This is a genomic window from Providencia sp. PROV150 (assembly GCF_028481025.1).
Lineage (GTDB): Bacteria > Pseudomonadota > Gammaproteobacteria > Enterobacterales > Enterobacteriaceae > Providencia > Providencia hangzhouensis.
In genome coordinates, this window is sequence record NZ_JAMPPJ010000001.1 from 95,336 (window position 1) to 115,219 (window position 19,884).

The window sequence follows — 19,884 nt, forward strand, 5'->3', positions numbered from 1 at the left end:
CGACAAGTACGATGCTTTTTGTACCACAGGTAGAACCACTGACTGATGATGAGTTTGGTCGGGTTTGTCGATTTATTCATAAAAAATCAGGCATTGTCCTCACCATGAATAAAAAAAATATGGTCTATAACCGGCTATTAAAGCGGTTACGTGATTGTAATATCGACAATTTTTCCGATTATTTGCGGATGTTAGAGCGTGAGCCTCACCATGCAGAATGGCAAGCTTTCGTGAATGCTTTGACGACAAATTTAACTGCGTTTTTTCGTGAACCACACCATTTTGTGACGTTAGCGGACTTTGTTCGTACGCGTAAAAATAGCGCCATTAATATTTGGTGTGCCGCATCTTCAACGGGAGAAGAGCCGTATTCGATAGCAATGACATTAAGTGATGTACTTGGGCCGAATGCCATCAATGCCAAAGTGATTGCCAGTGACATTGACACGGAAGTGCTAGAAAAAGCGAAACAAGGCGTGTACCGCGTAGAAGAGCTGAAATCATTAACGGCATTACAGCGACAACGTTATTTCATGAAAGGGGTTGGTGAATTTGACGGTTATGCACGAGTCAAACCTGCATTGCGCCAAATGATTGAATTTCGTTACTTAAACTTGAGTGACCATGACTGGCAGATGCAACATCGGTTTGATGCTATTTTTTGTCGTAATGTCATGATTTATTTCGATAAAGAAATGCAAATTAAAATGTTAGAGCGCTTTGTTCCATTGCTTAAGCCAGACGGATTACTTTTTATCGGGCATTCCGAAAATTTATCGCAGTTATCACAAAGTTTCGTTATTAAAGGGCAAACCGTCTACAGCTTGCAAGCGGCGAGGAGGGGGTAATGAAAAAGATTAAAGTGCTATGTGTGGATGACTCAGCACTGATGCGCCAATTAATGCGCGAAATTATTAATAGTCACGAAGACATGATTGTGGTTGATACTGCACCAGACCCTTATGTTGCACGTGACTTAATCAAACAACATGAACCGGACGTGATCACGTTAGACGTGGAAATGCCGCGAATGGATGGTATTGATTTCTTAGAAAAACTAATGCGCTTGCATCCAATGCCTGTGGTAATGGTTTCAACATTAACGTCGAAAGGTTCGGAAGTGACGTTAAAAGCGCTGGAATTAGGTGCTGTGGATTTTGTCACGAAACCACAAATTGGTATCCGCGAAACCATGATGAGTTATCGCGATATTATTGGTGAGAAAATTCGCGCAGCAGCCATGTCTAAAATTACTCAGCGCAGCCGCTTTGCCCGCCCTGACAAAAAGGTTAATGAGCCAGTTTCTCAAGCGAAAGCACTCTCTCCCTATGTTTGCAATAGCCGTGTGATTGCGGTTGGCGCATCGACCGGAGGAACGGAGGCAATACGGCAATTTCTGGAAATGTTACCTCATGAATGCCCTCCGGTAGTGATCACTCAACATATGCCAGCGGGTTTTACGCGTTCTTTTGCTGATCGCTTAAATAAGCTCTGTGTATTGACCGTAAAAGAAGCTGAACACAACGAACTATTACAAAAAGGCCATGCATATATTGCACCAGGCGATTCGCACATGTTGATTGCGGATAAAGGCAAGGGATTTCAAGTTATTTTGCAGCAAAGCGAACCTGTTAACCGGCATCGTCCTTCTGTTGATGTGTTGTTTGATTCAGTCGCTCAATGTGTTGGGCGAAAATGTATTGGCATTTTATTGACAGGGATGGGGATGGATGGCGCGAAAGGGCTATTAAATTTACGTAAGCAAGGGGCTATCACTTACGCACAAAACGAAAGTAGTTGCGTGGTGTTTGGAATGCCTCGCGCGGCGATTGAATTGGGGGCTGCGGATGAGGTGCAAGATATTCTCAAGATTGCCCCAAGTGTTTTAGCAAGACTTTCTTCTGTCACGGTTTAAACCGTGACAGGAATTCACAATTGTATTTTGAAGGAGTGGTTATGGCCGCTAAAGATCTCAGTTTTTTGGTTGTCGATGATTTTTCTACAATGCGACGTATCGTCCGTAACTTATTAAAAGAGCTCGGATTTAACAAAATAGAAGAAGCAGAAGACGGTGTTGATGCTTTAGAAAAAATCCGTACAGGCAGCATCGATTTTGTTGTTGCTGATTGGAATATGCCAAACATGGATGGCCTTGAGTTGCTTAAAACCATTCGTGGTGATGATGCCTTGAAGCATATCCCAGTACTCATGGTGACAGCAGAAGCGAAAAAAGAAAATATTATTGCCGCTGCACAAGCGGGTGCGAGTGGTTATGTCGTTAAGCCGTTCACTGCCGCTATCTTAGAAGAAAAACTGAATAAAGTATTTGAAAAAATGGGGCTGCAATAACAGTGCGTGCCAAAGGAGATTTTCATGACTGAGCAAGTGGGTATGGAAGGTATTCGCAATGGTAATGATGATTTAAAACAAGTCATTACGCGCATTGGTACGCTAATGAGAACGCTGCGTGAAAGTATGCGCGAATTGGGGCTAGAAAAAAGCGTTCAACAGGCAGTGGCGAGTATTCCAGACGGAAAAGATAGGCTGCGTTATATCGCCCAAATGACGGCGCAAGCGGCAGAAAAAACCTTAAATGGTATTGATGTCATCAAACCACTGCAAGTGGAAATGAATAAAAATGCACAGGGGCTGCAACAGCAGTGGCAAGAAACAACTGGAGATACGGTTCCTGCACAATTGCGTGAGTCAACAGAAGCCTTTTTAGGGCAAGTGATCCAAGACAGCGAAACTACCAAAGCAGAGCTGTTGGAAATCATGATGGCGCAAGATTTCCAAGATTTAACAGGGCAAGTCATCAAAAAAATGATGGAAGTGGTTGAAGAAGCTGAAAAACAACTGCTCGCACTGTTAATGGAAAATACACCACCTGAAATGCGTGCGAAAACGCAAAACGAAAGTTTGCTCAATGGCCCACAAATCAATAAAGAAGGCGTGAATGTGATGGCATCACAGTCTCAAGTTGATGATTTGCTTGATGAGCTGGGCTTCTAATCGCCGACAAGTTTTTAATTCAACTACTCTAATTACATAGGGTTAGGGTAGTTTTATTGTATTTGCGTTACAAGGAGAGGATTGCAATGATAAATAACGATTTAATTTCTACTTTTGTGATTAAAGAAAAAAAAGAACCAAAAGAAATAGTTCAAGAAAATGATGGAGATATTAATGAGTGCTCTACTGAATTACAGATGAGACAGGCGTTAATCAATCAACTCAAAAAAGCACGTTTAGCCAATAATTTAACCCAAATTCAAATTGCGGAAAAAATGCAAACTCAGAAGCAGAACGTGTCCCGTTTGGAAAAAGCGCAGTTCGACCCAAAATTAGGCACATTATTAAAATATGCAGAAGCGGTGGGGATGCGGATTACCTTGGATTTTTCCTCTAAACCTTGAATTATATAGAGCCTATAAGTATTCAGCTGAACAATTTAATTGCTAATCATGTTGATAAACAGCAATGATTTTACTACCAAGTATTTGCTCAAATTCCTCGATAAAATTATCGCGTATATCCCAATTATGAAAACTAAAACCTAAATTGCCGAATGCCCATTGAGGGTCAAACTGCCATTCATTAAGTGAGCCATGAAAATCGCAATAAAAACAAGCGAGATTTTCTGGTTTTCCTTCATACCAATCCGTAACAGTATCACTCCATGCATGGCTATGCTCACTTTGTTCCTGATTACATTGTGGGCAATAAATACCAAGGCCATTTCCCCCTGCATGAAAAACTGTTCGTTCTGTCACGATAGACAGGTAGTTTTTTAGCGTATCTTCAGGAAGTTGAGTTGGGACGATTTCATCATTAATCACGTACAAAATGGGTTCTTTGTGAGTGGGGGTAGGACGATAAATCACTTCACCATACTCGATACTTTGAAAGTCAGGGTCGATAATACCTTGATGTTTTAGCCAATTAAGCATACGTAAGGCTTCTTTTGGGGCATATTCTAAAGTGATATCTGGGGCAACAAGGTGGCAAGTATCCATAATAACCCTTCATTGTTAAAAGCCATCAATCAGTAAGTCAATTGCGTGTTTAATGGTGTCTCGCTGGCTACTTAAGTCAACGATTTCTTTCCCTAATAATGAATGAGGGACGCAAGCCATTTGGTGAGTCATTAAAATAAAAACCTGCCCGTTGATTGATAATTGTGGATTTAAGCGTACAGGTAATGGCTTTTTAACTAGCCTGCTATCGAATAACGGGATGACTAAACGAGTATTCAATATATCAATAATGTTACTTTGAATATCCAGTAAATATGGGTATTTGACCGTATCTTCTCGGTTTTGATAGAGGCAATATTGCATTAAAAATCCTTGTATTTATCTGAGAGTAATCCATATTCTTCATTTATCCTGTTTAACTCATTAAAGCCTTCGACATTGTCATTTTTCCATTTTTGCGCTTCGAGGCGTTTTAATTCAGCTTGTAAGGCACAAGCCAGTATTGCTGATAAGTTAAGTTTAGCCCGCCTTGCTTGTTCGTAGAGTTCAGGCGCGACAGTGACACTGACGGTTTTTTTTGTTCTGTTCATAGATGCCCCTTATACACGTGTTATGACACGTGTAATTTAGCACAGCTCATCGATCACGATAGGGATTTTATCAACAAATATTGCCATTATCAGAGTATCTTTAATTTATTGCGATTATTTGCGAAACCCTTCGCAAAATTGCCGCCTTATTGCTCAATAGCCAAATAACCCCCTTGAACTGCGTCTATTTTCCACCATTGATTTTTTTACACTCTGTCATGCTATAGCGATAACTCGTATTTTCATTACATTTTGGAACCGCGGTGTCCGACGAGAGTGATGTAGAAAAAACCGAAGAGCCCACGCCCCATAAAAAGCAAAAAGCCAAAGATGATGGGCAAATCGTTCGTTCAAAAGAACTTAGCTCGCTAATGATGATGTTAGCAGGCGTGAGCTTGCTATGGCTAAGTGGTGGACACCTCGCGGCACAACTGCGGCAAATTACTCGCCAGGGTTTTATTTTTGATGGCCACTATTTACAAAATACTGGCTTGATGATCAGTTACTTAGGGCGTGTGGTCAGTGAGGCGTTATTTGCCTTACTACCTGTCATTGGCGGGTTAGCATTGGTTGGAATTTCTGCGTCATCGTTAGTCGGTGGGCTCGTTTTTAATAGCAAGTTGATTAAATTTGATTTGAAAAAGTTAAATCCAATCAAAGGGCTAAAACGTATTTTTTCGATGAATGCCTTATCTGAGTTATTTAAAGCGGTTTTGAAATCGTTATTTGTGGGGTTGGGGGCGTTTATTTTTCTTTGGCAAAGTTGGCCATCGTTACTGCATTTAGTGATGGAATCACCCGTTACGGCGCTAAGTAATGCATTACAGAAAGTGATTTTTGCGGGATATTTGATTGTTTTCTTGCTGATCCCAATGGTGGCTTTTGATGTTTTCTATCAGTTTCGTTCCCATTTGAAAAAATTGCGCATGAGCCGTCAGGAAATTAAAGATGAATTCAAGCAGCAAGAGGGTGACCCGCAGATTAAAGCCAAAATTCGCCAACAGCAGCGTGCGATTGCGCGTAACCGAATGATGGCGGATGTTCCGAATGCAGATGTTATCGTCACTAACCCAACACACTATGCGGTCGCCCTTAAATATGATGACAAAAAAATGGGGGCACCCAAAGTATTAGCGAAAGGAGCTGGAGTATTAGCTCAGCGCATCAAAGAAATTGGTGAAGAGCACCGAATATTACAGTTAGAAGCACCGCCTCTTGCTCGTGCGCTATACCGCCATGCGGAGATAGGCCAAAGCATTCCTGTTGCACTATATGCCGCGGTTGCAGAAGTTTTAGCATGGGTTTACCAGTTGCGCCGCTGGCGCCGAGAAGGTGGGCTCAGACCAAAAAAACCGAAAAATTTACCAGTGCCACCGACGCTGGACTTTGCTGGAGATAACAATCGAGATGGCTAATTTGGCTTCATTATTAAAATTGCCGAAAAATTTACAAGGAACGCAGTGGCAAATACTGGCCGGCCCGGTTCTGATATTAATGATCCTGTCGATGATGGTATTGCCATTACCGGCTTTTTTATTGGATTTACTGTTTACCTTTAATATTGCACTTTCCATTATGGTGTTATTAGTGGCGATGTTCACAAAACGCACATTAGATTTTGCGGCATTTCCTACCATTTTGCTATTTGCAACTTTATTGCGCCTCTCTTTGAATATCGCCTCGACGCGAATTATCCTGTTAGATGGCCATACAGGGCCAGATGCTGCTGGGCGAGTTGTCGAAGCCTTTGGTCACTTTTTGGTGGGCGGCAACTTCGCCATCGGTATTGTGGTATTCATTATTCTTGTGCTGATTAACTTTATGGTTATCACTAAGGGGGCGGGGCGTATCGCGGAAGTGGGCGCTCGCTTTGTGTTAGATGGCATGCCAGGTAAGCAAATGGCCATCGATGCCGACTTGAACGCGGGTATCATTAATGATGATGAAGCGAAAAAACGCCGCGCGGAGGTTACGCAAGAAGCGGATTTCTATGGTTCGATGGATGGTGCGAGTAAATTCGTGCGAGGAGATGCTATCGCGGGGATCATGATTATGGTGATCAACGTGGTTGGCGGGTTAATCGTTGGTGTAGGCCAGCACAATATGTCTTTGGGAGATGCCACCAGTGCCTATACCTTGCTGACTATTGGTGATGGGCTTGTCGCGCAAATTCCAGCTTTGATTATTTCCACCGCTGCTGGGGTTATTGTCACTCGTGTGGCAACAGATGAAGATGTGGGTGAACAAATGGTCACTCAATTATTCAATAACCCAAGAGTGATGTGGTTGAGCGCTGGGGTTCTAGGTTTAATCGGTTTAATACCGGGTATGCCTAACTTTGTATTTTTACTGTTTACCGCGGCACTGGCTGCCCTTGGTTGGTATTTAGTCCGCAAATCCCAACAACCCGAAAGTAGTGCGGGGGATAATAGCCAATCTCAGCATTTTCAAGAAGCCAATAAAGTGGTTGAAGCCACGTGGGATGACGTTCAACTAGAAGACTTGTTGGCGATGGAAGTGGGGTATCGGTTGATCCCATTAGTCGATAATGACCAGCAAGGTGAATTATTAGGGCGACTACGTGGTTTACGTAAGAAATTTGCTCAAGAAGTGGGGTATTTGCCACCCGTGGTGCATATCTGCGATAACTTAGCGCTTTCCCCTTGTGAATACCGAATTCTAATTAAAGGCGCGGAAGTTGGGCGGGGGGAAGCACAGCCAGGGCGTAGTCTGGCTATTGACCCAGGTAATGCGGCTGGGTCGTTACAAGGGGATGTCACTAAAGAGCCAGCATTTGGTTTACCCGCCATTTGGATTGATGATGATTTACGTGAGCAAGCACAAATCCAGGGGTATACCGTGGTATCCGCGAGTACTGCAGTGGCTACTCACTTTAATCAAATTTTACTGCAAAACTCCAGCACCTTATTTGGCCGCCAAGAAGCCCAAATGTTGTATGACCGCGTGAAAAAAGAGATGCCAAAATTGGCAGATGACCTGATCCCAGATACGATTTCATTAACGATTTTGCACCGCGTTTTACAAAACTTATTAATGGAAGATGTAGTGATCCGCGATATGCGTACCATCATTGAAACCTTGGCTGAAATGGCAGGAGAAAATGGGGAAAACAAAGATACCGATTACTTAACATCCCAAGTGCGCATTGCATTAGGGCGAGCAATTACACAGCAGTGGTTTGGTAATGCAGAAGAAATTCAAGTGATTGGTTTAGAGGCTAGCCTTGAGCAGATTTTGCTGCAAGCCGCGAAGAACGGCGGTGGGTTAGAGCCGAACTTGGCGCAGTTTATTCAAACTCAAGCGGAGCAAGCTGTAGCTCACCAAGAAGCGATGGGCGCGCCTACAGTGCTGTTAGTTAACCATGGATTACGCTTGATTTTATCGCGTTTCTTGCGGCGCAGTCTGCCGCAGCTGGTGGTCATGTCGAATTTAGAAATGACGGACCACCGTAAGATAAGAATGACGTCGATGATCAGTGGTAGTTAATTTTATCGGTATTATTTGACATTTAGGTACAGTATTAAAAAGAGGAAAATCGCCAACATGATGTGTGATTTTCCTCTTTTTTTATTCCATGGGTTTGCTTAATTAGGATATATTTTTTTCTTGTACATGGTAATTTTTACTATAGTAAAAATTATGGTGGGCTGAAGCTAACCTGTTGGTGGGGATTCATTATGAGTAATAAAATAAATGAGTTACTGAAATTTTCTCAAGAATGGAAGCAATTGGTGCTGCTGATGGTACTGCGGCTCGCCGTATCGAGGTGCGGATAAAAGCACAAGAGCTCAAGAAAAAATTCACTAATCCTAAGCCTATGACAGGAGAGGATATTAAACGTATTCGTGAGCAAAATAATATTTCTCAGTCTTCTCTCGCTTTGATATTAAATATGACCAAGGAAAGTGTTTCCAAATGGGAAATAGGGGAAATTAAACCAAATGGTGCAGCATTAAGGCTACTCACATTAATTGATGAAAAGGTGTTTATTATCTAATAAATGCAAGGATAATCCTTTTTAGTTTAAAAAGGCAAAACACACCTTAAATTGAAATTTTCTTACCTAATGCAGGGCGCTTTGACTCTAAACCATCAGCACCATAAGTGGATTGGTTATTATGTTTTTTCACAAAGTTTAGGCGCTGAGCATTCAGCTCAATATGCAGTTGCAGCATTTGGTGATTACGATAATTCAGCTCTTTTAGCTCAGTTGTTAAGCTTTTAATGGCTTCCCATACACCCGTTAGTGCATTATTTCCTTCATAAGGTGCGCTGATTTCAGCTTGTGCTTCTAACGCTAAGCGGTTTGTTTCACCATGGCCGATAGCAGCAACTAAAAACCGTTTTTGCTCAGTGGTTTCTTGAAAAGGCGAAGGTGGCACACGGTGATAACCTAGTAATAGCTCTTCATTTTTCATCACTATTTGTAATGATTGCAAATGAGCGAGTTGTTGCTCAAGTAATATCAGTAATTCGTCAGTCATAATCGTTATTTATTTCATTGATAACATACATTCATGGGCATCGCGCAAAATTCCATCAGCAATTTTTTCAGCATCCATTGTTAGGGTGCCATCTTTGATTGCTTGTTTAATTTGTTCAACTTTAGCACTATTAATATCACTTGCTTGAGGTTGCAATAATTTTTTTTGTAGCTCACTAGGAGCAAAAGAACTCTCTTTAACGATTTCATCGGCAGATACTTTTTTATCCCGCATCGGGACTGTCGTATCTTGCGGATCGCGGTTTGTCACCTGAGTCAGTGCAGAAATTGCAGATGTTTGCTCAATAGCCATAATGTATTTTCCTATTTCCGATTTTTTTCATATGTCAGTTATCGGCTTATGTTTATGAATCTTTAGTGTATATAGTGTTACAAAATATTGCACTACTCGTCATACTTCAAGTTGCAGCGTTGTTGACTGCGCTCAGCTCGCCGAATCACATACTCATGTATGCTCATCGGCCTCTCTTCACTTGTCGCCTAGCTGCCACTCGAATTATTTAGAGTATATACTCGTGATGCTTCAAGTTGCAGCGTTGTTGACTGCGCTTCGCTAGCCGAATCATAGATTATGTATGCTCATCGGCCTATCAGTGGAGAGCGCTTTATTTTAATGCCACTTGAACGCTGCCATTTTCTAGCGCTTCCCCATTTACAACTTGCCCATTTAACAATCGTACACGGGTATTTTGGCCGGCAGTAGCATTATTTATTGCTCTTCCTTCGTATTTCACTGAAAAATTATCACCACTAGCGAATACAAATACAGTTTGCCCTGCTTTTATTGCCCAAGGCTGCCTTGTCATTGATTTTGTGAATGTTTGACCTGCTGGAATATTACGCAGGGCTACTGCTCCGCGAAGTGCGATTTTGTCTGTACTTGCACCTGCGGGGAGTTTATGCAATAAGCCTTTTTTGGTTCCGATATCAACAAATTGTATGGGTTCCCCTCTATTTATATTGCGTGTTGCCACGTAATACTGGCCTGTCACATTCACTGTTAGCTGAATAAATTGCTTTTTTTTACCACATTGCACAGGAAGGGACACATTCCCCATATTACGCCCGCCAATAGGTGGGTTGATTTGTGGCTTCTCGCAAATAGGCCAACGTTCAATTGGTGTTTTGATTTCGATTGAAACGTGGGTTTTCTTGCCATGAATTTGGCGAAAATAATGGTTAATATCTTGGGGTAATGACGCTTGAGAAAGCGCTGGAGTAAGACCTAACAAACTGATTACCATATATAAAGGCAATTTTTTAGTGTAATACATCCCGTTTTATCCCCCCAGTAAGCAAACTTTTTCACAATTGCAGTTTACGCAGCTGCGTAATAATGAATGAGCCAAATAGGTCAATTATTTTGCCTTTATCCCGCCATTAGATTTTTTAGTAGGCCGCTAAGATATGCGGGTCGAATTTTAATTTTTACTCGCGAACGTTCAAATTCAGGGATCGCGTTATCTCCATTGAGGACCACTATGATTGATAAATTAAACGCCACGTTTGCTTTCCAGCAACAGGCTTTGTCAATACGCGAAGCAAGGCAGACTGTATTAGCTTCAAACATTGCTAATGCCGACACTCCCGGCTACCAAGCACGTGATATTGACTTTAATCGTCAACTTCAACAAGCCATGGATAAAGGTGTGGTAGGGGGAAAAGGTGTGACTCTTGCTGTCACTTCGAAAGGGCATATTGAAGGCCGAGGGGGCAAAGCGCCAAATATTGACCTGAAATATCGTGTTCCTTACCAAACCTCAATGGATGGTAATACGGTAGATATGGACATTGAACGCAGCCAATTCGCAGATAACACCCTGAAATATCAGGCCGACCTTACATTCATCAATAGCCGCGTCAAAAGTATGTTGGCTGTCTTACAGCAAGGGTAATTGCCATGGCTTTACTAAGTATTTTTGATATCTCTGCATCGGCATTGACTGCGCAATCTCAACGTTTAAATGTCAGTGCGAGCAATATGGCCAACGCGGAAAGTATCGCGGGACCAGATGGCCAACCATATCGCGCAAAACAAGTTGTTTTTCAAATGGCACCACAAGGGCGTCACGAAGTGGGAGGCGTGCGTGTGAGTGAGCTGATAGAAGACCCAACACCACCACGTATGGAATATAAACCTGGTCACCCGTCAGCGGATGAAAAAGGCTATGTGCAAATGCCAAATGTCGATATGGTTGGCGAAATGATCAACACCATTTCAGCCTCTCGTAGCTATCAAGCTAACTTAGAAGTGATGAATACAGCAAAAACATTGCTGCAAAAGACACTAACTATAGGCCAGTAAGGGAGCACTTTCATGGGAGTTGCAGCCACAATGTACGACTCTTTGGATAATACGACAGCTGGCCCTCAGCCAGCTGCGAGTAATGTGCCAAAGAAAAGTCAAAGTGACGATATGCGTGACACTTTTTTAAAAATGATTGTCACGCAAATGCAAAACCAAGACCCAACAAAACCAATGGAAAATACGGATTTAACCAGCCAATTGGCGCAAATAGCGACACTTGAAAGTATGAATAAACTCAGCGATAGCGTGAGTGGTATTTCCCAACAAATTGGTTCAGGTCAGTCATTGCAAGCCACTCAGCTGGTTGGTAAAGGTGTGCTTATTCCACGTAATGAAATCATCTTAGCGCCACTCAAAAAAGCGAGCACAGGTGAAGACAGCAATGTGATTAAGCCATCAAACCCGCTTCCTGACGAAGGCATCAGCCCAAATAGCCCTTCAATGTTTGGATTAAGTAACAAAGATGCCATTGAAGGTGAAGAGGGCACTGAAGAGCCGCAATCTGAATATATTTCCTCGCCGTTTGGCTTCTTTTTGCCGAAATTGGCGGACAATGTTGAAATTACCATTCGCGATAAAAACCGAATGGTTGTGCGAACCATTACCTATGATACGGAAGTTAAACCCGATATCTATGATATGGCATGGGATGGCCGTGATAACAACGGGAACTTAGTCACCGATACAACAGGAAAATATTACTTTGATGTGAAAGCTGTTAGTTCAGGAGCTGAAATCGAAGTGACCAAACTGGGGTATACCCGTGTTAACGGTGTGACTCCTGGAGCTGACGCACCATTACTTGATGTTGGCATTGGGCAAAGCGTCCCGCTGAGCAGCATTTTCAAAGTTTATCCATCTTCTTAATTTACCCCCAATACTCATGGAGAAAATATGTCTTTTTCACAAGCAGTCAGTGGCTTAAATGCAGCCTCAGCGGGGCTTGATTCAATTGGTAATAATATTGCCAACTCCGCAACAAATGGTTTTAAAGGGGCGACGACCTCATTTGCAGATATGTTTGCAGGTTCAGGTGTTGGCCTAGGCGTTAATGTGGCCGCGGTGACACAAAATTTTAAAGATGGTCCAATCACGCGTACGGATAGAGCGACAGACGTTGCCATCTCCGGAAATGGCTTTTTCCGTGTACAAGACCAAAACGGTGATACTTATTACAGCCGAGATGGTCAATTCTTACGCGATAAAAGCGGTAATTTAGTCAATAACCAAGGGATGGTAGTCACAGGTTACCCCGCGAGTGTTGATGAAAAAGGCAATGTTACCATCCAAAGTGGTGGTGTACCTGAAGGCTTGAATATCCCAACGGATATGATGGATGCAAAAGCGTCGGAATTAGCGAAATTAACTATTAATCTGAACTCAGAAGATAAAATCAAAGATAAACCATTCGATGTTAATAACCCCGATGATTCAGCAACCTACAATTTCAGTACGACCATGACGGCGTATGATAGCCAAGGTAACACGCATGAAATCTCCGTGTACTTTGTAAAAAGCGCGGATAATGAATGGAAAGTGTATGCCAAAGATGCGAACGACAAGGTTGCAACGCAATTAATCAATACTGAGGATGTAGACGATACCGTTGTTGTTCATAATAAATTAATTTTTGATGGTAATGGCCGTTTGTCAGCCCCTACAGATGCCACTTTTGATTTTAATTATAAAGGGTTAAATGGCGCAAATGATGGTGTTCTTAGAGTTGATCTAAACAAAACTCGTCAACAAAAAGTCAGCGAGTCTTCCGTTAGTGCGATTGATGTGAATGGCTATCCTGCCGGTGAATACACCACCTTTAAAATCGAAGATAACGGTTTAATTACTGCTAACTATTCCAACCAACAAAAACGTGTGGTTGGCCAAGTGGCGTTATCCGCTTTCGCAAATCCAAATGGTCTGGTATCTCAAGGTGGCAACGTTTGGGCCTCTTCCAATACATCAGGTAACCCGATGGACGGCGTTCCGGGTGTTGGCCAGTTCGGAAAATTAACCAGTGGTGCGTTGGAATCTTCTAACGTGGATATGAGCCAAGAGTTAATTAGCATGATTGTGATGCAGCGTAATTACCAATCAAACGCGCAAACCATCAAGACACAAGATCAGATGTTACAGACGCTGGTTAACTTACGATAAAACAAGAGGGTGGCCATGGATCACGTCATTTATACCGCGATGGGAGGAGCGCGTCATGCGCTGGAAAACCAAGCGATTGTTTCAAATAACATTGCCAATGTGTCAACCGCAGGCTTTAAAGCGCAATTGTCCGCAATGCGTGCCGTGCCGATAAATGGTGACAGCGAGCAAACCAGAACGCTGGTGGTGGCATCTACTCCCAGCGCTGATATGAGCCAAGGGCCACTCAATTATACGGGTAAGCAAACCGATGTTGCATTAAATGATAAGCATTTTTTGGCTGTTGAATTAGCCGATGGCACAGAAGCTTATACCCGTAACGGTAACATTCAAGTGTCTAGTGAAGGTGAGCTTGTTATTGGTGAGCGCCGCTTACAAGGTGATGGCGGGCCGATTAACGTTCCGCCAAATGCGGAGTTAACTATTGGCGCTGACGGTACCGTTACTGCGCTTTTGGCGACTGACCCCCCGACTATGTTAGGGCAAATTGGGCGCTTGAAAGTGGTTGAAGCACAGCCGCAAGACTTGATCCGTGGCGAAGACGGTTTGTTTCATTTATCACCACAAGGGCAAGCGGCAAATGGCAATGCTTTGCCACAAAGCGAACGAGGCATTGTCACTGCGGGGGTGATTGAAGGCAGTAATGTCAATGCCGCAGAAGCCATGGTTTCGATGATTGCCAATGCAAGGCACTTTGAAATGCAAATGAAAGTTGTCCGCAGTGCTGATGAAAATGCACAACGCGCCAATCAACTGCTCGCGGTTAGCTAAATACAGTAAGGAATTATTATGATCCGCTCATTATGGATTGCTAAAACAGGGCTTGATGCTCAACAAACTAACCTTGATGTTATTTCTAATAACTTAGCCAACGTTAGTACCAATGGTTTCAAACGCCAACGCGCTGTTTTTGAAGATTTAATGTACCAAAATATTCGTCAGCCGGGTGCCATGAGTTCAGAACAAACCTCGTTACCATCCGGTTTACAAATGGGAACGGGTTCGCGCCCTGTTGCCACCATGCGTATTCATGCGCAAGGCGCATTAAATAAAACAGGAAATACCAACGATATCGCTATCCGAGGCCAAGGTTTTTTACATGTGCAAATGCCTGATGGTACGGATGCTTACACCCGTGATGGCGCATTGCAGCCAAACCAAGATGGCCAGTTAGTGACCTCAAGTGGTTACCAAATCGTTCCTGCGATTATGATCCCCGATAACGCGAACAGCTTGTCGATTGCGCGCGATGGCACCGTGACGATTACCGTCTATGGCGATAACCAACCACAGCAAATTGGCCAAATTACATTAACCACCTTCATTAATGATGCTGGTTTGGAAAGTATGGGTGAAAACCTGTATATGGAAACCGCAAGTTCCGGCGCACCAAATGAGAGCGCACCGGGGACCAATGGCGCCGGTTTACTTTATCAAAACATGTTAGAAACCTCTAACGTCAATGTGGCAGAGGAGTTGGTCAACATGATCCAAACTCAGCGTGCTTATGAAATCAACAGTAAGGCGGTATCCGCTTCTGACCAAATGTTACAGCGCTTAACGCAATTGTAATTGGTAAAAAATACGTAAAAATAACTCATTGCGATAGTGATGAGTTATCAATGAGAGGGACCTCTTCGTGATGATAAAACGTACACAGCAGCAAAAGAGTAACATGATGATTGAAAGCGGCACGATTTCTCAACAGCAAAAAGCAGCGTTACTAACGCGTTTCATAGCGCCTAAACAGGCAGGGTTACTTGCCATTTTGGTCTTAGTTACCAGCGGTTGTGCACAAATCAAATCGCGTCCATTAGTGGACACACAAACCACGGCAATCCCAACAGCACCGACAGCACCAGCACCCAATGGCTCGATATTTCAAAGCGCTCAACCTGCTTATTATGGCTATCAGCCATTATTTGAAGACCGGCGCCCTCGTAATGTTGGTGATATTTTAACCATTAACTTGCAAGAAAACGTGAGTGCGAGCAAAAACTCCTCAGCGAATGCCAATCGTAGTGGGAAAACAGGTTTCTTAGCTGCGATCTTACCGGGTTTTATGCAAGGGTGGATTGGCGGTAAAAACACAGAATTAGATATTAAAGGTAACAGTGACTTTAGCGGCAAAGGCGGTGCCAATGCCAACAACACCTTTAAAGGCACCATCACTGTCACAGTCGACCAATTATTGGCGAACGGTAATTTACATGTGGTTGGTGAGAAACGCATCGCGATAAACCAAGGTACTGAGTCGATTCGTTTCTCTGGGGTGGTTAACCCGCGCACTATCGGTTCAGACAATCATGTGAGTTCGACACAAGTCGCTGATGCACGCATTGAATATGTGGGTGACGGCTATATTAACGAATCGCAAAACATGGGATGGCTACAACGCTTTTTCTTAAATGTTTCGCCTTATTAATTAAACATTAGCGAGAAAACAGCCGAGATAATTCAATGAAAAACAAAGTATTAATTTTGCTATCACTATTTTTTTGCTTCACTTATTCAGCATACAGTGAGCGTATTAAAGATTTAACCACCGTTCAAGGTGTGCGAGATAACGCCTTGATTGGCTATGGTTTAGTTGTGGGCCTAGATGGGACAGGTGACCAAACCATGCAAACTCCATTTACCACTCAAAGTTTGAATAACATGCTGTCGCAAATGGGGATTACGGTGCCGCCGGGTACCAATATGCAATTAAAAAATGTGGCGGCGGTCATGGTCACCGCGAAATTGCCGCCTTTTGCGCGTACTGGGCAGTCCGTGGATATTGTGGTTTCCTCAATGGGTAACGCGAAAAGCTTACGTGGCGGTACGTTGTTGATGACTCCCTTAAAAGGGGTTGATGGGCAAATCTATGCGATGGCTCAAGGTAACATCTTAGTGGGTGGTGCGGGTGCCAGTGGCGGCGGCAGTAGTATTAAGGTCAATCAACTCAATGGCGGCCGTATTACCGGTGGAGCAACTATCGAACGCGAATTACCGAGCAGTTTTGGGCAAAATGGGGCAATTAACCTGCAATTAAACGAAGATAGCTTCACATTGGCACAAGATATTGCGGATGCAATTAACCGTATGGGCGGTATGGGGACGGCGTCTGCGTTAGATTCTCGGACAGTGCAATTACTGGTTCCTGCCAATAATCGCGACCAAGTGCGCTTTTTAGCACGGGTACAGGAGCTTAATGTACGTGCGCCAGTGGCTGAAGCGAAAGTGATCCTCAATTCACGCACCGGTTCTGTGGTGATTAACCGCAGTGTAACACTAGACAGCTGTGCTGTTGCACATGGCAGTTTAGCGGTCACAGTCGAAAGACAAACTCAAGTGAGCCAACCGGACACCCCATTTGCAGGTGGGCAAACCGTAGTCACTCGTAATACGAATGTTGGGGTACGTGATCAGGGTGGGGCACTCCAAAAAGTCAACGCAAGTGTGCAATTAAACCAAGTTATTCAAGCCCTAAATACACTCGGTGCAACGCCAAACGACTTGATGTCGATACTGCAAGCGATGGAAAGTGCGGGTTGTTTACGTGCAAAACTGGAGATCATCTAATGAGTGACATGCAGCTATTGCAAGGTGCCGCATTTGATTTACAGTCACTGGGACAGTTAAAAGGTGAACTGAATAAGAATTCGGAGCAAGGGCTGCGCCATGTCACGCAGCAACTTGAGGCAACATTCGTTCAATTGATGTTAAAAAGTATGCGTGACGCACTCCCACAAGATGGCTTATTTTCCAGCGACCAAACACGCATGCTCACCAGTATGTATGACCAGCAAATCGCCCAGGACCTGTCGCAAAAAGGTTTAGGTTTCGGGGAAATGATGTACCAGCAGCTTACACGAGACCAACACACGTCAAGTGGGCCCACATCCAATAGCCTGTTGCCGTTAGATGAAAAAACAGTGCAATCATTACCGCCATTTAATATGGAACAAATGATGCGCCATTTTGCACCAATGGGCGATGCATTATCGGCACCATTCCAAAAAATCAAAGCGTTATCGCTTAATAGCAGTAATTTTATTAGCCGTTTAATTGAACCTGCAAAAGCGGCAAGCCAAAACAGTGGTATTTCTCATTTTCTGCTATTGGCACAAGCGGCATTAGAAAGTGGTTGGGGCCAGCGAGAAATTCTGAAATCAGATGGAAAAACCAGCCATAACCTGTTTGGTATAAAAGCGGGAAAAAACTGGCAAGGGCCCGTCACGAATATTATGACAACAGAAGTGATCAACGGAAAAACCATCAAAATGCGGGATGATTTTCGCGTTTATGGCTCTTATGAAGAGGCGATTGCCGATTATATCAATTTATTGACGGAAAACCCGCGTTACAAAGACGTCAAAAAAGCGCCGACACCAGAGATTGCTGCGCGCCGTTTACATCAAGCTGGGTATGCCACAGACCCAGGTTATTCGGACAAACTGATCACCTTGATTAACCAGATACGCGGTCATCAACCCGCGGCGAATACCTCTGCATCAAGGGCGGTTCAGGCATATACCATAGACTTAAACGATATTTTCTAAAAATCCGGAATTATTGCGAGTTTGGACTAAATAATTACGCTGAATTTCCGATAACCAAATATGCTCTAAATAATTTGCGTTGCTATCGCTTTCATTGTGTCAGCCAATGATGGCGATAAGCATCCAGAACAGGAAAAGCTTATGCTGAACAATGTAATGAATAATGCGCTCAGTGGTGTGAACGCTGCACAAGGCGGGTTAAGTGTTATTTCTAACAACTTAGCTAACGCAGGTGTGGGTTACTATCATCGCCAAAGTGCTGTTTTCGGGGAGAATCCCGGTACGATGACACCTAATGGCTATTTTGGTAACGGCACTTATTTCAGCCATGTTCGCCGTGAGTTTGACGAATTTATCAATGCGCAGTACAGCCAATCCCGCGCACGTAGCGGTGACTATGAGGCATACGTTAAGAACTGCAATAAAGTTGATGATTTGCTTACTAATGATATTGAAGATATTTCAAGTAATATCGGTAGCTTCTTCACTGCGTTAGACGCTGCCTCCAGCGATGCAAGTGACAAAACCTTGATTGACGTTTTCTTAGGAAACTCAAATGCATTATTAGGCCAGTTTAAAGAAGCGGATCGTCGTTTGCAGGAAATGGAACGGGATATTAATCACCAGATAGAAAATAAAGTGAAAGATATCAATATTTACGCTGAAAAAATTGCGGGTTTAAACCAGCAAATTTCGCGGATCCGTTCTGTGAGTGGTTCTGAACCTAACGATTTATTAGATGTGCGTGACCGTTTAGTCAATGAAGTTAACTCATTAGTTGGTGTCAAAGTTATCGAACAAAACGGTAACTATAACGTGACGTTTGCTAATGGCTTACCGTTAGTCACGGGTGAAAAAGCGAATCGCCTAGAAGCCGTCCCTTCTTCTAAAGATGATAGCCGTTTTAGCATTGGCTTTGTGGGCGCGAATGGCCAAGCACGGGAAATTCCTGACGAGTCATTCCGTGGTGGGGAACTCAGTGGTATCTTGCGTTCTCGTCAAGAAGTTATGGACCCGGCTTATCAAAAACTCAATAAATTAGCATTGGTTTTTGCGACCAAATTCAATGAAGTGCACAGCAAGGGGTACGATGCCAACGGCAACACCGGTAAAGACTTCTTTGAAATTGGTAAAGGCTCTGTTGTTAGTAACACTCATAATAGTGGTAAAGCAGACTTTGATCTCAGTTATAGCGATGTGTCTAAAGTCACAGGTAATAACTATGAACTGCGCTTTGACGGCAATGAATGGAATGTCACACGTTTGCCAGAAGGTATTAATGTACCTGTGGATTCAAATACGGCAGGTACACTGAAGTTTGATGGTTTAGAGATTAAAATCAGCAACAGTACTGGTATGTCAAAAGGTGACTCATTCTTGGTAAAACCAGTAAGTGGTGTAATCAACGGTATGCAGACCTTGGTCAGCAATGCATCCGATTTTGCGGCGGCTGGAAGTAAAGACAGTGGCCCAGGTGATAATGAAAACATTAAACAACTGGTTAAACTGCAAGACGAAAAACTGATTGATGGTAGTTCTACGTTCTCTGATTTCTATGCGACGTTAGTTAATGATGTGGGCAGTAAAACTAAACAAGCGCAAATTGACTCTGAAACACAGAACAAAATGACTGAGAGCTTCTATGAGCAAGAGCAAGCTATCTCGGGCGTGAATATGAATGAAGAAAGTATTCAGATGCAGAAAATCCAACAGTTTTTCAATGCCAATGCGCAAGTATTAAAAACGGTGGATGATTTATTTAACGCATTAATGCGTGCATTCTAAA

Annotated in this window: 24 protein-coding genes; 18 read left to right on the forward strand and 6 right to left on the reverse strand. The window is 43.2% G+C overall.

The features are described from left to right. The first annotated feature begins 11 nt into the window (after positions 1–11). From PSE83_RS00440 to PSE83_RS00460, 5 genes are all read left to right on the forward strand, one after another. Complete coding sequence (locus PSE83_RS00440) at positions 12–848, forward strand: chemotaxis protein-glutamate O-methyltransferase (protein ID WP_004255713.1); 837 nt, start codon at positions 12–14, stop codon at positions 846–848. Then, positions 848–1,915 (forward strand): protein-glutamate methylesterase/protein-glutamine glutaminase, encoded by a 1,068-nt coding sequence (locus PSE83_RS00445; protein WP_094961164.1) that lies wholly within the window; start codon positions 848–850, stop codon positions 1,913–1,915. The genes PSE83_RS00440 and PSE83_RS00445 overlap by 1 nt, the downstream gene beginning before the upstream one ends. Positions 1,916–1,956: 41 nt before the next feature. Next, entirely contained in the window at positions 1,957–2,349 is a 393-nt protein-coding gene (cheY, locus tag PSE83_RS00450) for a chemotaxis response regulator CheY (RefSeq protein WP_004255705.1), read from the forward strand. A 24-nt stretch (positions 2,350–2,373) separates the two neighbouring features. After that, positions 2,374–3,012 carry a protein phosphatase CheZ gene (locus tag PSE83_RS00455; RefSeq protein WP_004255702.1) on the forward strand — a complete coding sequence of 213 codons (639 nt, stop codon included), beginning with the start codon at positions 2,374–2,376 and terminating at the stop codon, positions 3,010–3,012. An 86-nt stretch (positions 3,013–3,098) separates the two neighbouring features. Then, the gene (locus PSE83_RS00460; RefSeq protein ID WP_004255698.1) at positions 3,099–3,416 is read left to right on the forward strand and encodes a helix-turn-helix transcriptional regulator; all 318 of its coding nucleotides are present in this window, start codon (positions 3,099–3,101) and stop codon (positions 3,414–3,416) included. A gap of 42 nt (positions 3,417–3,458) precedes the next feature. On the opposite strand, the gene PSE83_RS00465 is transcribed toward PSE83_RS00460, so the two are convergent. Genes PSE83_RS00465 through PSE83_RS00475 form a run of 3 tightly spaced genes read right to left on the reverse strand, consistent with a single transcriptional unit; the run spans position 3,459 to position 4,567 of the window. Then, the gene (locus PSE83_RS00465) at positions 3,459–4,016 is read right to left on the reverse strand and encodes a hypothetical protein (protein ID WP_272660583.1); all 558 of its coding nucleotides are present in this window, start codon (positions 4,014–4,016) and stop codon (positions 3,459–3,461) included. A gap of 15 nt (positions 4,017–4,031) precedes the next feature. Beyond that, positions 4,032–4,340, reverse strand: coding sequence for a CcdB family protein (locus tag PSE83_RS00470; RefSeq protein WP_004255694.1), 309 nt, complete (start codon positions 4,338–4,340; stop codon positions 4,032–4,034). Continuing rightward, complete coding sequence (locus PSE83_RS00475) at positions 4,340–4,567, reverse strand: type II toxin-antitoxin system CcdA family antitoxin (RefSeq protein ID WP_004255691.1); 228 nt, start codon at positions 4,565–4,567, stop codon at positions 4,340–4,342. Before PSE83_RS00475 ends, PSE83_RS00470 begins: the two co-directional genes overlap by 1 nt. A gap of 263 nt (positions 4,568–4,830) precedes the next feature. On the opposite strand from PSE83_RS00475, the gene flhB reads away from it, so the two are divergent. The 3 genes from flhB (at position 4,831) to PSE83_RS00490 (ending at position 8,585) form a co-directional block, all read left to right on the forward strand. Then, on the forward strand, positions 4,831–5,982 hold the full coding sequence (gene flhB, locus PSE83_RS00480) for a flagellar biosynthesis protein FlhB (protein ID WP_004255688.1): 1,152 nt from the start codon (positions 4,831–4,833) through the stop codon (positions 5,980–5,982). Next, entirely contained in the window at positions 5,975–8,074 is a 2,100-nt protein-coding gene (gene flhA, locus PSE83_RS00485) for a flagellar biosynthesis protein FlhA (RefSeq protein WP_004255687.1), read from the forward strand. The genes flhB and flhA overlap by 8 nt, the downstream gene beginning before the upstream one ends. Positions 8,075–8,306: 232 nt before the next feature. After that, positions 8,307–8,585 carry a helix-turn-helix domain-containing protein gene (locus tag PSE83_RS00490; protein ID WP_004255684.1) on the forward strand — a complete coding sequence of 93 codons (279 nt, stop codon included), beginning with the start codon at positions 8,307–8,309 and terminating at the stop codon, positions 8,583–8,585. A 46-nt stretch (positions 8,586–8,631) separates the two neighbouring features. Here the strand turns inward: PSE83_RS00490 and PSE83_RS00495 are convergent, their stop codons facing one another. The 3 genes from PSE83_RS00495 to flgA form a co-directional block, all read right to left on the reverse strand. Further along, positions 8,632–9,072, reverse strand: a complete 441-nt coding sequence (locus PSE83_RS00495; protein WP_004255682.1) for a flagella synthesis protein FlgN — start codon at positions 9,070–9,072, stop codon at positions 8,632–8,634. A gap of 9 nt (positions 9,073–9,081) precedes the next feature. Further along, the gene (gene flgM / locus PSE83_RS00500) at positions 9,082–9,384 is read right to left on the reverse strand and encodes a flagellar biosynthesis anti-sigma factor FlgM (RefSeq protein WP_004255680.1); all 303 of its coding nucleotides are present in this window, start codon (positions 9,382–9,384) and stop codon (positions 9,082–9,084) included. 313 nt (positions 9,385–9,697) lie between these two features. Then, positions 9,698–10,336: a flagellar basal body P-ring formation chaperone FlgA gene (gene flgA / locus PSE83_RS00505; RefSeq protein ID WP_004255676.1), complete on the reverse strand. Its 639-nt coding sequence runs from the start codon at positions 10,334–10,336 to the stop codon at positions 9,698–9,700. Positions 10,337–10,573: 237 nt separating this feature from the next. On the opposite strand from flgA, the gene flgB reads away from it, so the two are divergent. The 10 genes from flgB (at position 10,574) to flgK (ending at position 19,883) form a co-directional block, all read left to right on the forward strand. Beyond that, positions 10,574–10,987 (forward strand): flagellar basal body rod protein FlgB, encoded by a 414-nt coding sequence (gene flgB / locus PSE83_RS00510; RefSeq protein ID WP_004255669.1) that lies wholly within the window; start codon positions 10,574–10,576, stop codon positions 10,985–10,987. 5 nt (positions 10,988–10,992) lie between these two features. Continuing rightward, on the forward strand, positions 10,993–11,397 hold the full coding sequence (gene flgC / locus PSE83_RS00515; RefSeq protein ID WP_004255666.1) for a flagellar basal body rod protein FlgC: 405 nt from the start codon (positions 10,993–10,995) through the stop codon (positions 11,395–11,397). A 12-nt stretch (positions 11,398–11,409) separates the two neighbouring features. Beyond that, the gene (locus tag PSE83_RS00520) at positions 11,410–12,267 is read left to right on the forward strand and encodes a flagellar hook assembly protein FlgD (protein WP_094961172.1); all 858 of its coding nucleotides are present in this window, start codon (positions 11,410–11,412) and stop codon (positions 12,265–12,267) included. A 27-nt stretch (positions 12,268–12,294) separates the two neighbouring features. Then, positions 12,295–13,554 carry a flagellar hook protein FlgE gene (gene flgE / locus PSE83_RS00525; protein ID WP_164565363.1) on the forward strand — a complete coding sequence of 420 codons (1,260 nt, stop codon included), beginning with the start codon at positions 12,295–12,297 and terminating at the stop codon, positions 13,552–13,554. A 15-nt stretch (positions 13,555–13,569) separates the two neighbouring features. Beyond that, positions 13,570–14,325 (forward strand): flagellar basal body rod protein FlgF, encoded by a 756-nt coding sequence (locus tag PSE83_RS00530; RefSeq protein WP_272660584.1) that lies wholly within the window; start codon positions 13,570–13,572, stop codon positions 14,323–14,325. An 18-nt stretch (positions 14,326–14,343) separates the two neighbouring features. Next, positions 14,344–15,126, forward strand: coding sequence for a flagellar basal-body rod protein FlgG (gene flgG, locus PSE83_RS00535; protein WP_004255657.1), 783 nt, complete (start codon positions 14,344–14,346; stop codon positions 15,124–15,126). A 70-nt stretch (positions 15,127–15,196) separates the two neighbouring features. After that, on the forward strand, positions 15,197–15,979 hold the full coding sequence (locus PSE83_RS00540; protein WP_004255652.1) for a flagellar basal body L-ring protein FlgH: 783 nt from the start codon (positions 15,197–15,199) through the stop codon (positions 15,977–15,979). A 35-nt stretch (positions 15,980–16,014) separates the two neighbouring features. Next, the gene (locus tag PSE83_RS00545) at positions 16,015–17,118 is read left to right on the forward strand and encodes a flagellar basal body P-ring protein FlgI (protein WP_004255651.1); all 1,104 of its coding nucleotides are present in this window, start codon (positions 16,015–16,017) and stop codon (positions 17,116–17,118) included. Further along, positions 17,118–18,098 carry a flagellar assembly peptidoglycan hydrolase FlgJ gene (gene flgJ / locus PSE83_RS00550; RefSeq protein WP_110591521.1) on the forward strand — a complete coding sequence of 327 codons (981 nt, stop codon included), beginning with the start codon at positions 17,118–17,120 and terminating at the stop codon, positions 18,096–18,098. The genes PSE83_RS00545 and flgJ overlap by 1 nt, the downstream gene beginning before the upstream one ends. A 141-nt stretch (positions 18,099–18,239) precedes the next feature. Then, on the forward strand, positions 18,240–19,883 hold the full coding sequence (gene flgK, locus PSE83_RS00555) for a flagellar hook-associated protein FlgK (protein ID WP_036957852.1): 1,644 nt from the start codon (positions 18,240–18,242) through the stop codon (positions 19,881–19,883). Position 19,884: the final 1 nt, after the last annotated feature.

Excerpts from the sequence above, each read along its gene's own strand:
- PSE83_RS00440 (WP_004255713.1), top strand. The coding sequence starts at position 12 with ATGCTTTTTGTACCACAGGTAGAACCACTGACTGATGATGAGTTTGGT.
- PSE83_RS00445 (WP_094961164.1), top strand. The coding sequence starts at position 848 with ATGAAAAAGATTAAAGTGCTATGTGTGGATGACTCAGCACTGATGCGC.
- cheY (WP_004255705.1), top strand. The coding sequence starts at position 1,957 with ATGGCCGCTAAAGATCTCAGTTTTTTGGTTGTCGATGATTTTTCTACA.
- PSE83_RS00455 (WP_004255702.1), top strand. The coding sequence starts at position 2,374 with ATGACTGAGCAAGTGGGTATGGAAGGTATTCGCAATGGTAATGATGAT.
- PSE83_RS00460 (WP_004255698.1), top strand. The coding sequence starts at position 3,099 with ATGATAAATAACGATTTAATTTCTACTTTTGTGATTAAAGAAAAAAAA.
- PSE83_RS00465 (WP_272660583.1), bottom strand. The coding sequence starts at position 4,016 with ATGGATACTTGCCACCTTGTTGCCCCAGATATCACTTTAGAATATGCC.
- PSE83_RS00470 (WP_004255694.1), bottom strand. The coding sequence starts at position 4,340 with ATGCAATATTGCCTCTATCAAAACCGAGAAGATACGGTCAAATACCCA.
- PSE83_RS00475 (WP_004255691.1), bottom strand. The coding sequence starts at position 4,567 with ATGAACAGAACAAAAAAAACCGTCAGTGTCACTGTCGCGCCTGAACTC.
- flhA (WP_004255687.1), top strand. The coding sequence starts at position 5,975 with ATGGCTAATTTGGCTTCATTATTAAAATTGCCGAAAAATTTACAAGGA.
- PSE83_RS00490 (WP_004255684.1), top strand. The coding sequence starts at position 8,307 with ATGGAAGCAATTGGTGCTGCTGATGGTACTGCGGCTCGCCGTATCGAG.
- PSE83_RS00495 (WP_004255682.1), bottom strand. The coding sequence starts at position 9,072 with ATGACTGACGAATTACTGATATTACTTGAGCAACAACTCGCTCATTTG.
- flgM (WP_004255680.1), bottom strand. The coding sequence starts at position 9,384 with ATGGCTATTGAGCAAACATCTGCAATTTCTGCACTGACTCAGGTGACA.
- flgA (WP_004255676.1), bottom strand. The coding sequence starts at position 10,336 with ATGGTAATCAGTTTGTTAGGTCTTACTCCAGCGCTTTCTCAAGCGTCA.
- flgB (WP_004255669.1), top strand. The coding sequence starts at position 10,574 with ATGATTGATAAATTAAACGCCACGTTTGCTTTCCAGCAACAGGCTTTG.
- flgC (WP_004255666.1), top strand. The coding sequence starts at position 10,993 with ATGGCTTTACTAAGTATTTTTGATATCTCTGCATCGGCATTGACTGCG.
- PSE83_RS00520 (WP_094961172.1), top strand. The coding sequence starts at position 11,410 with ATGGGAGTTGCAGCCACAATGTACGACTCTTTGGATAATACGACAGCT.
- flgE (WP_164565363.1), top strand. The coding sequence starts at position 12,295 with ATGTCTTTTTCACAAGCAGTCAGTGGCTTAAATGCAGCCTCAGCGGGG.
- PSE83_RS00530 (WP_272660584.1), top strand. The coding sequence starts at position 13,570 with ATGGATCACGTCATTTATACCGCGATGGGAGGAGCGCGTCATGCGCTG.
- flgG (WP_004255657.1), top strand. The coding sequence starts at position 14,344 with ATGATCCGCTCATTATGGATTGCTAAAACAGGGCTTGATGCTCAACAA.
- PSE83_RS00540 (WP_004255652.1), top strand. The coding sequence starts at position 15,197 with ATGATAAAACGTACACAGCAGCAAAAGAGTAACATGATGATTGAAAGC.
- PSE83_RS00545 (WP_004255651.1), top strand. The coding sequence starts at position 16,015 with ATGAAAAACAAAGTATTAATTTTGCTATCACTATTTTTTTGCTTCACT.
- flgJ (WP_110591521.1), top strand. The coding sequence starts at position 17,118 with ATGAGTGACATGCAGCTATTGCAAGGTGCCGCATTTGATTTACAGTCA.
- flgK (WP_036957852.1), top strand. The coding sequence starts at position 18,240 with ATGCTGAACAATGTAATGAATAATGCGCTCAGTGGTGTGAACGCTGCA.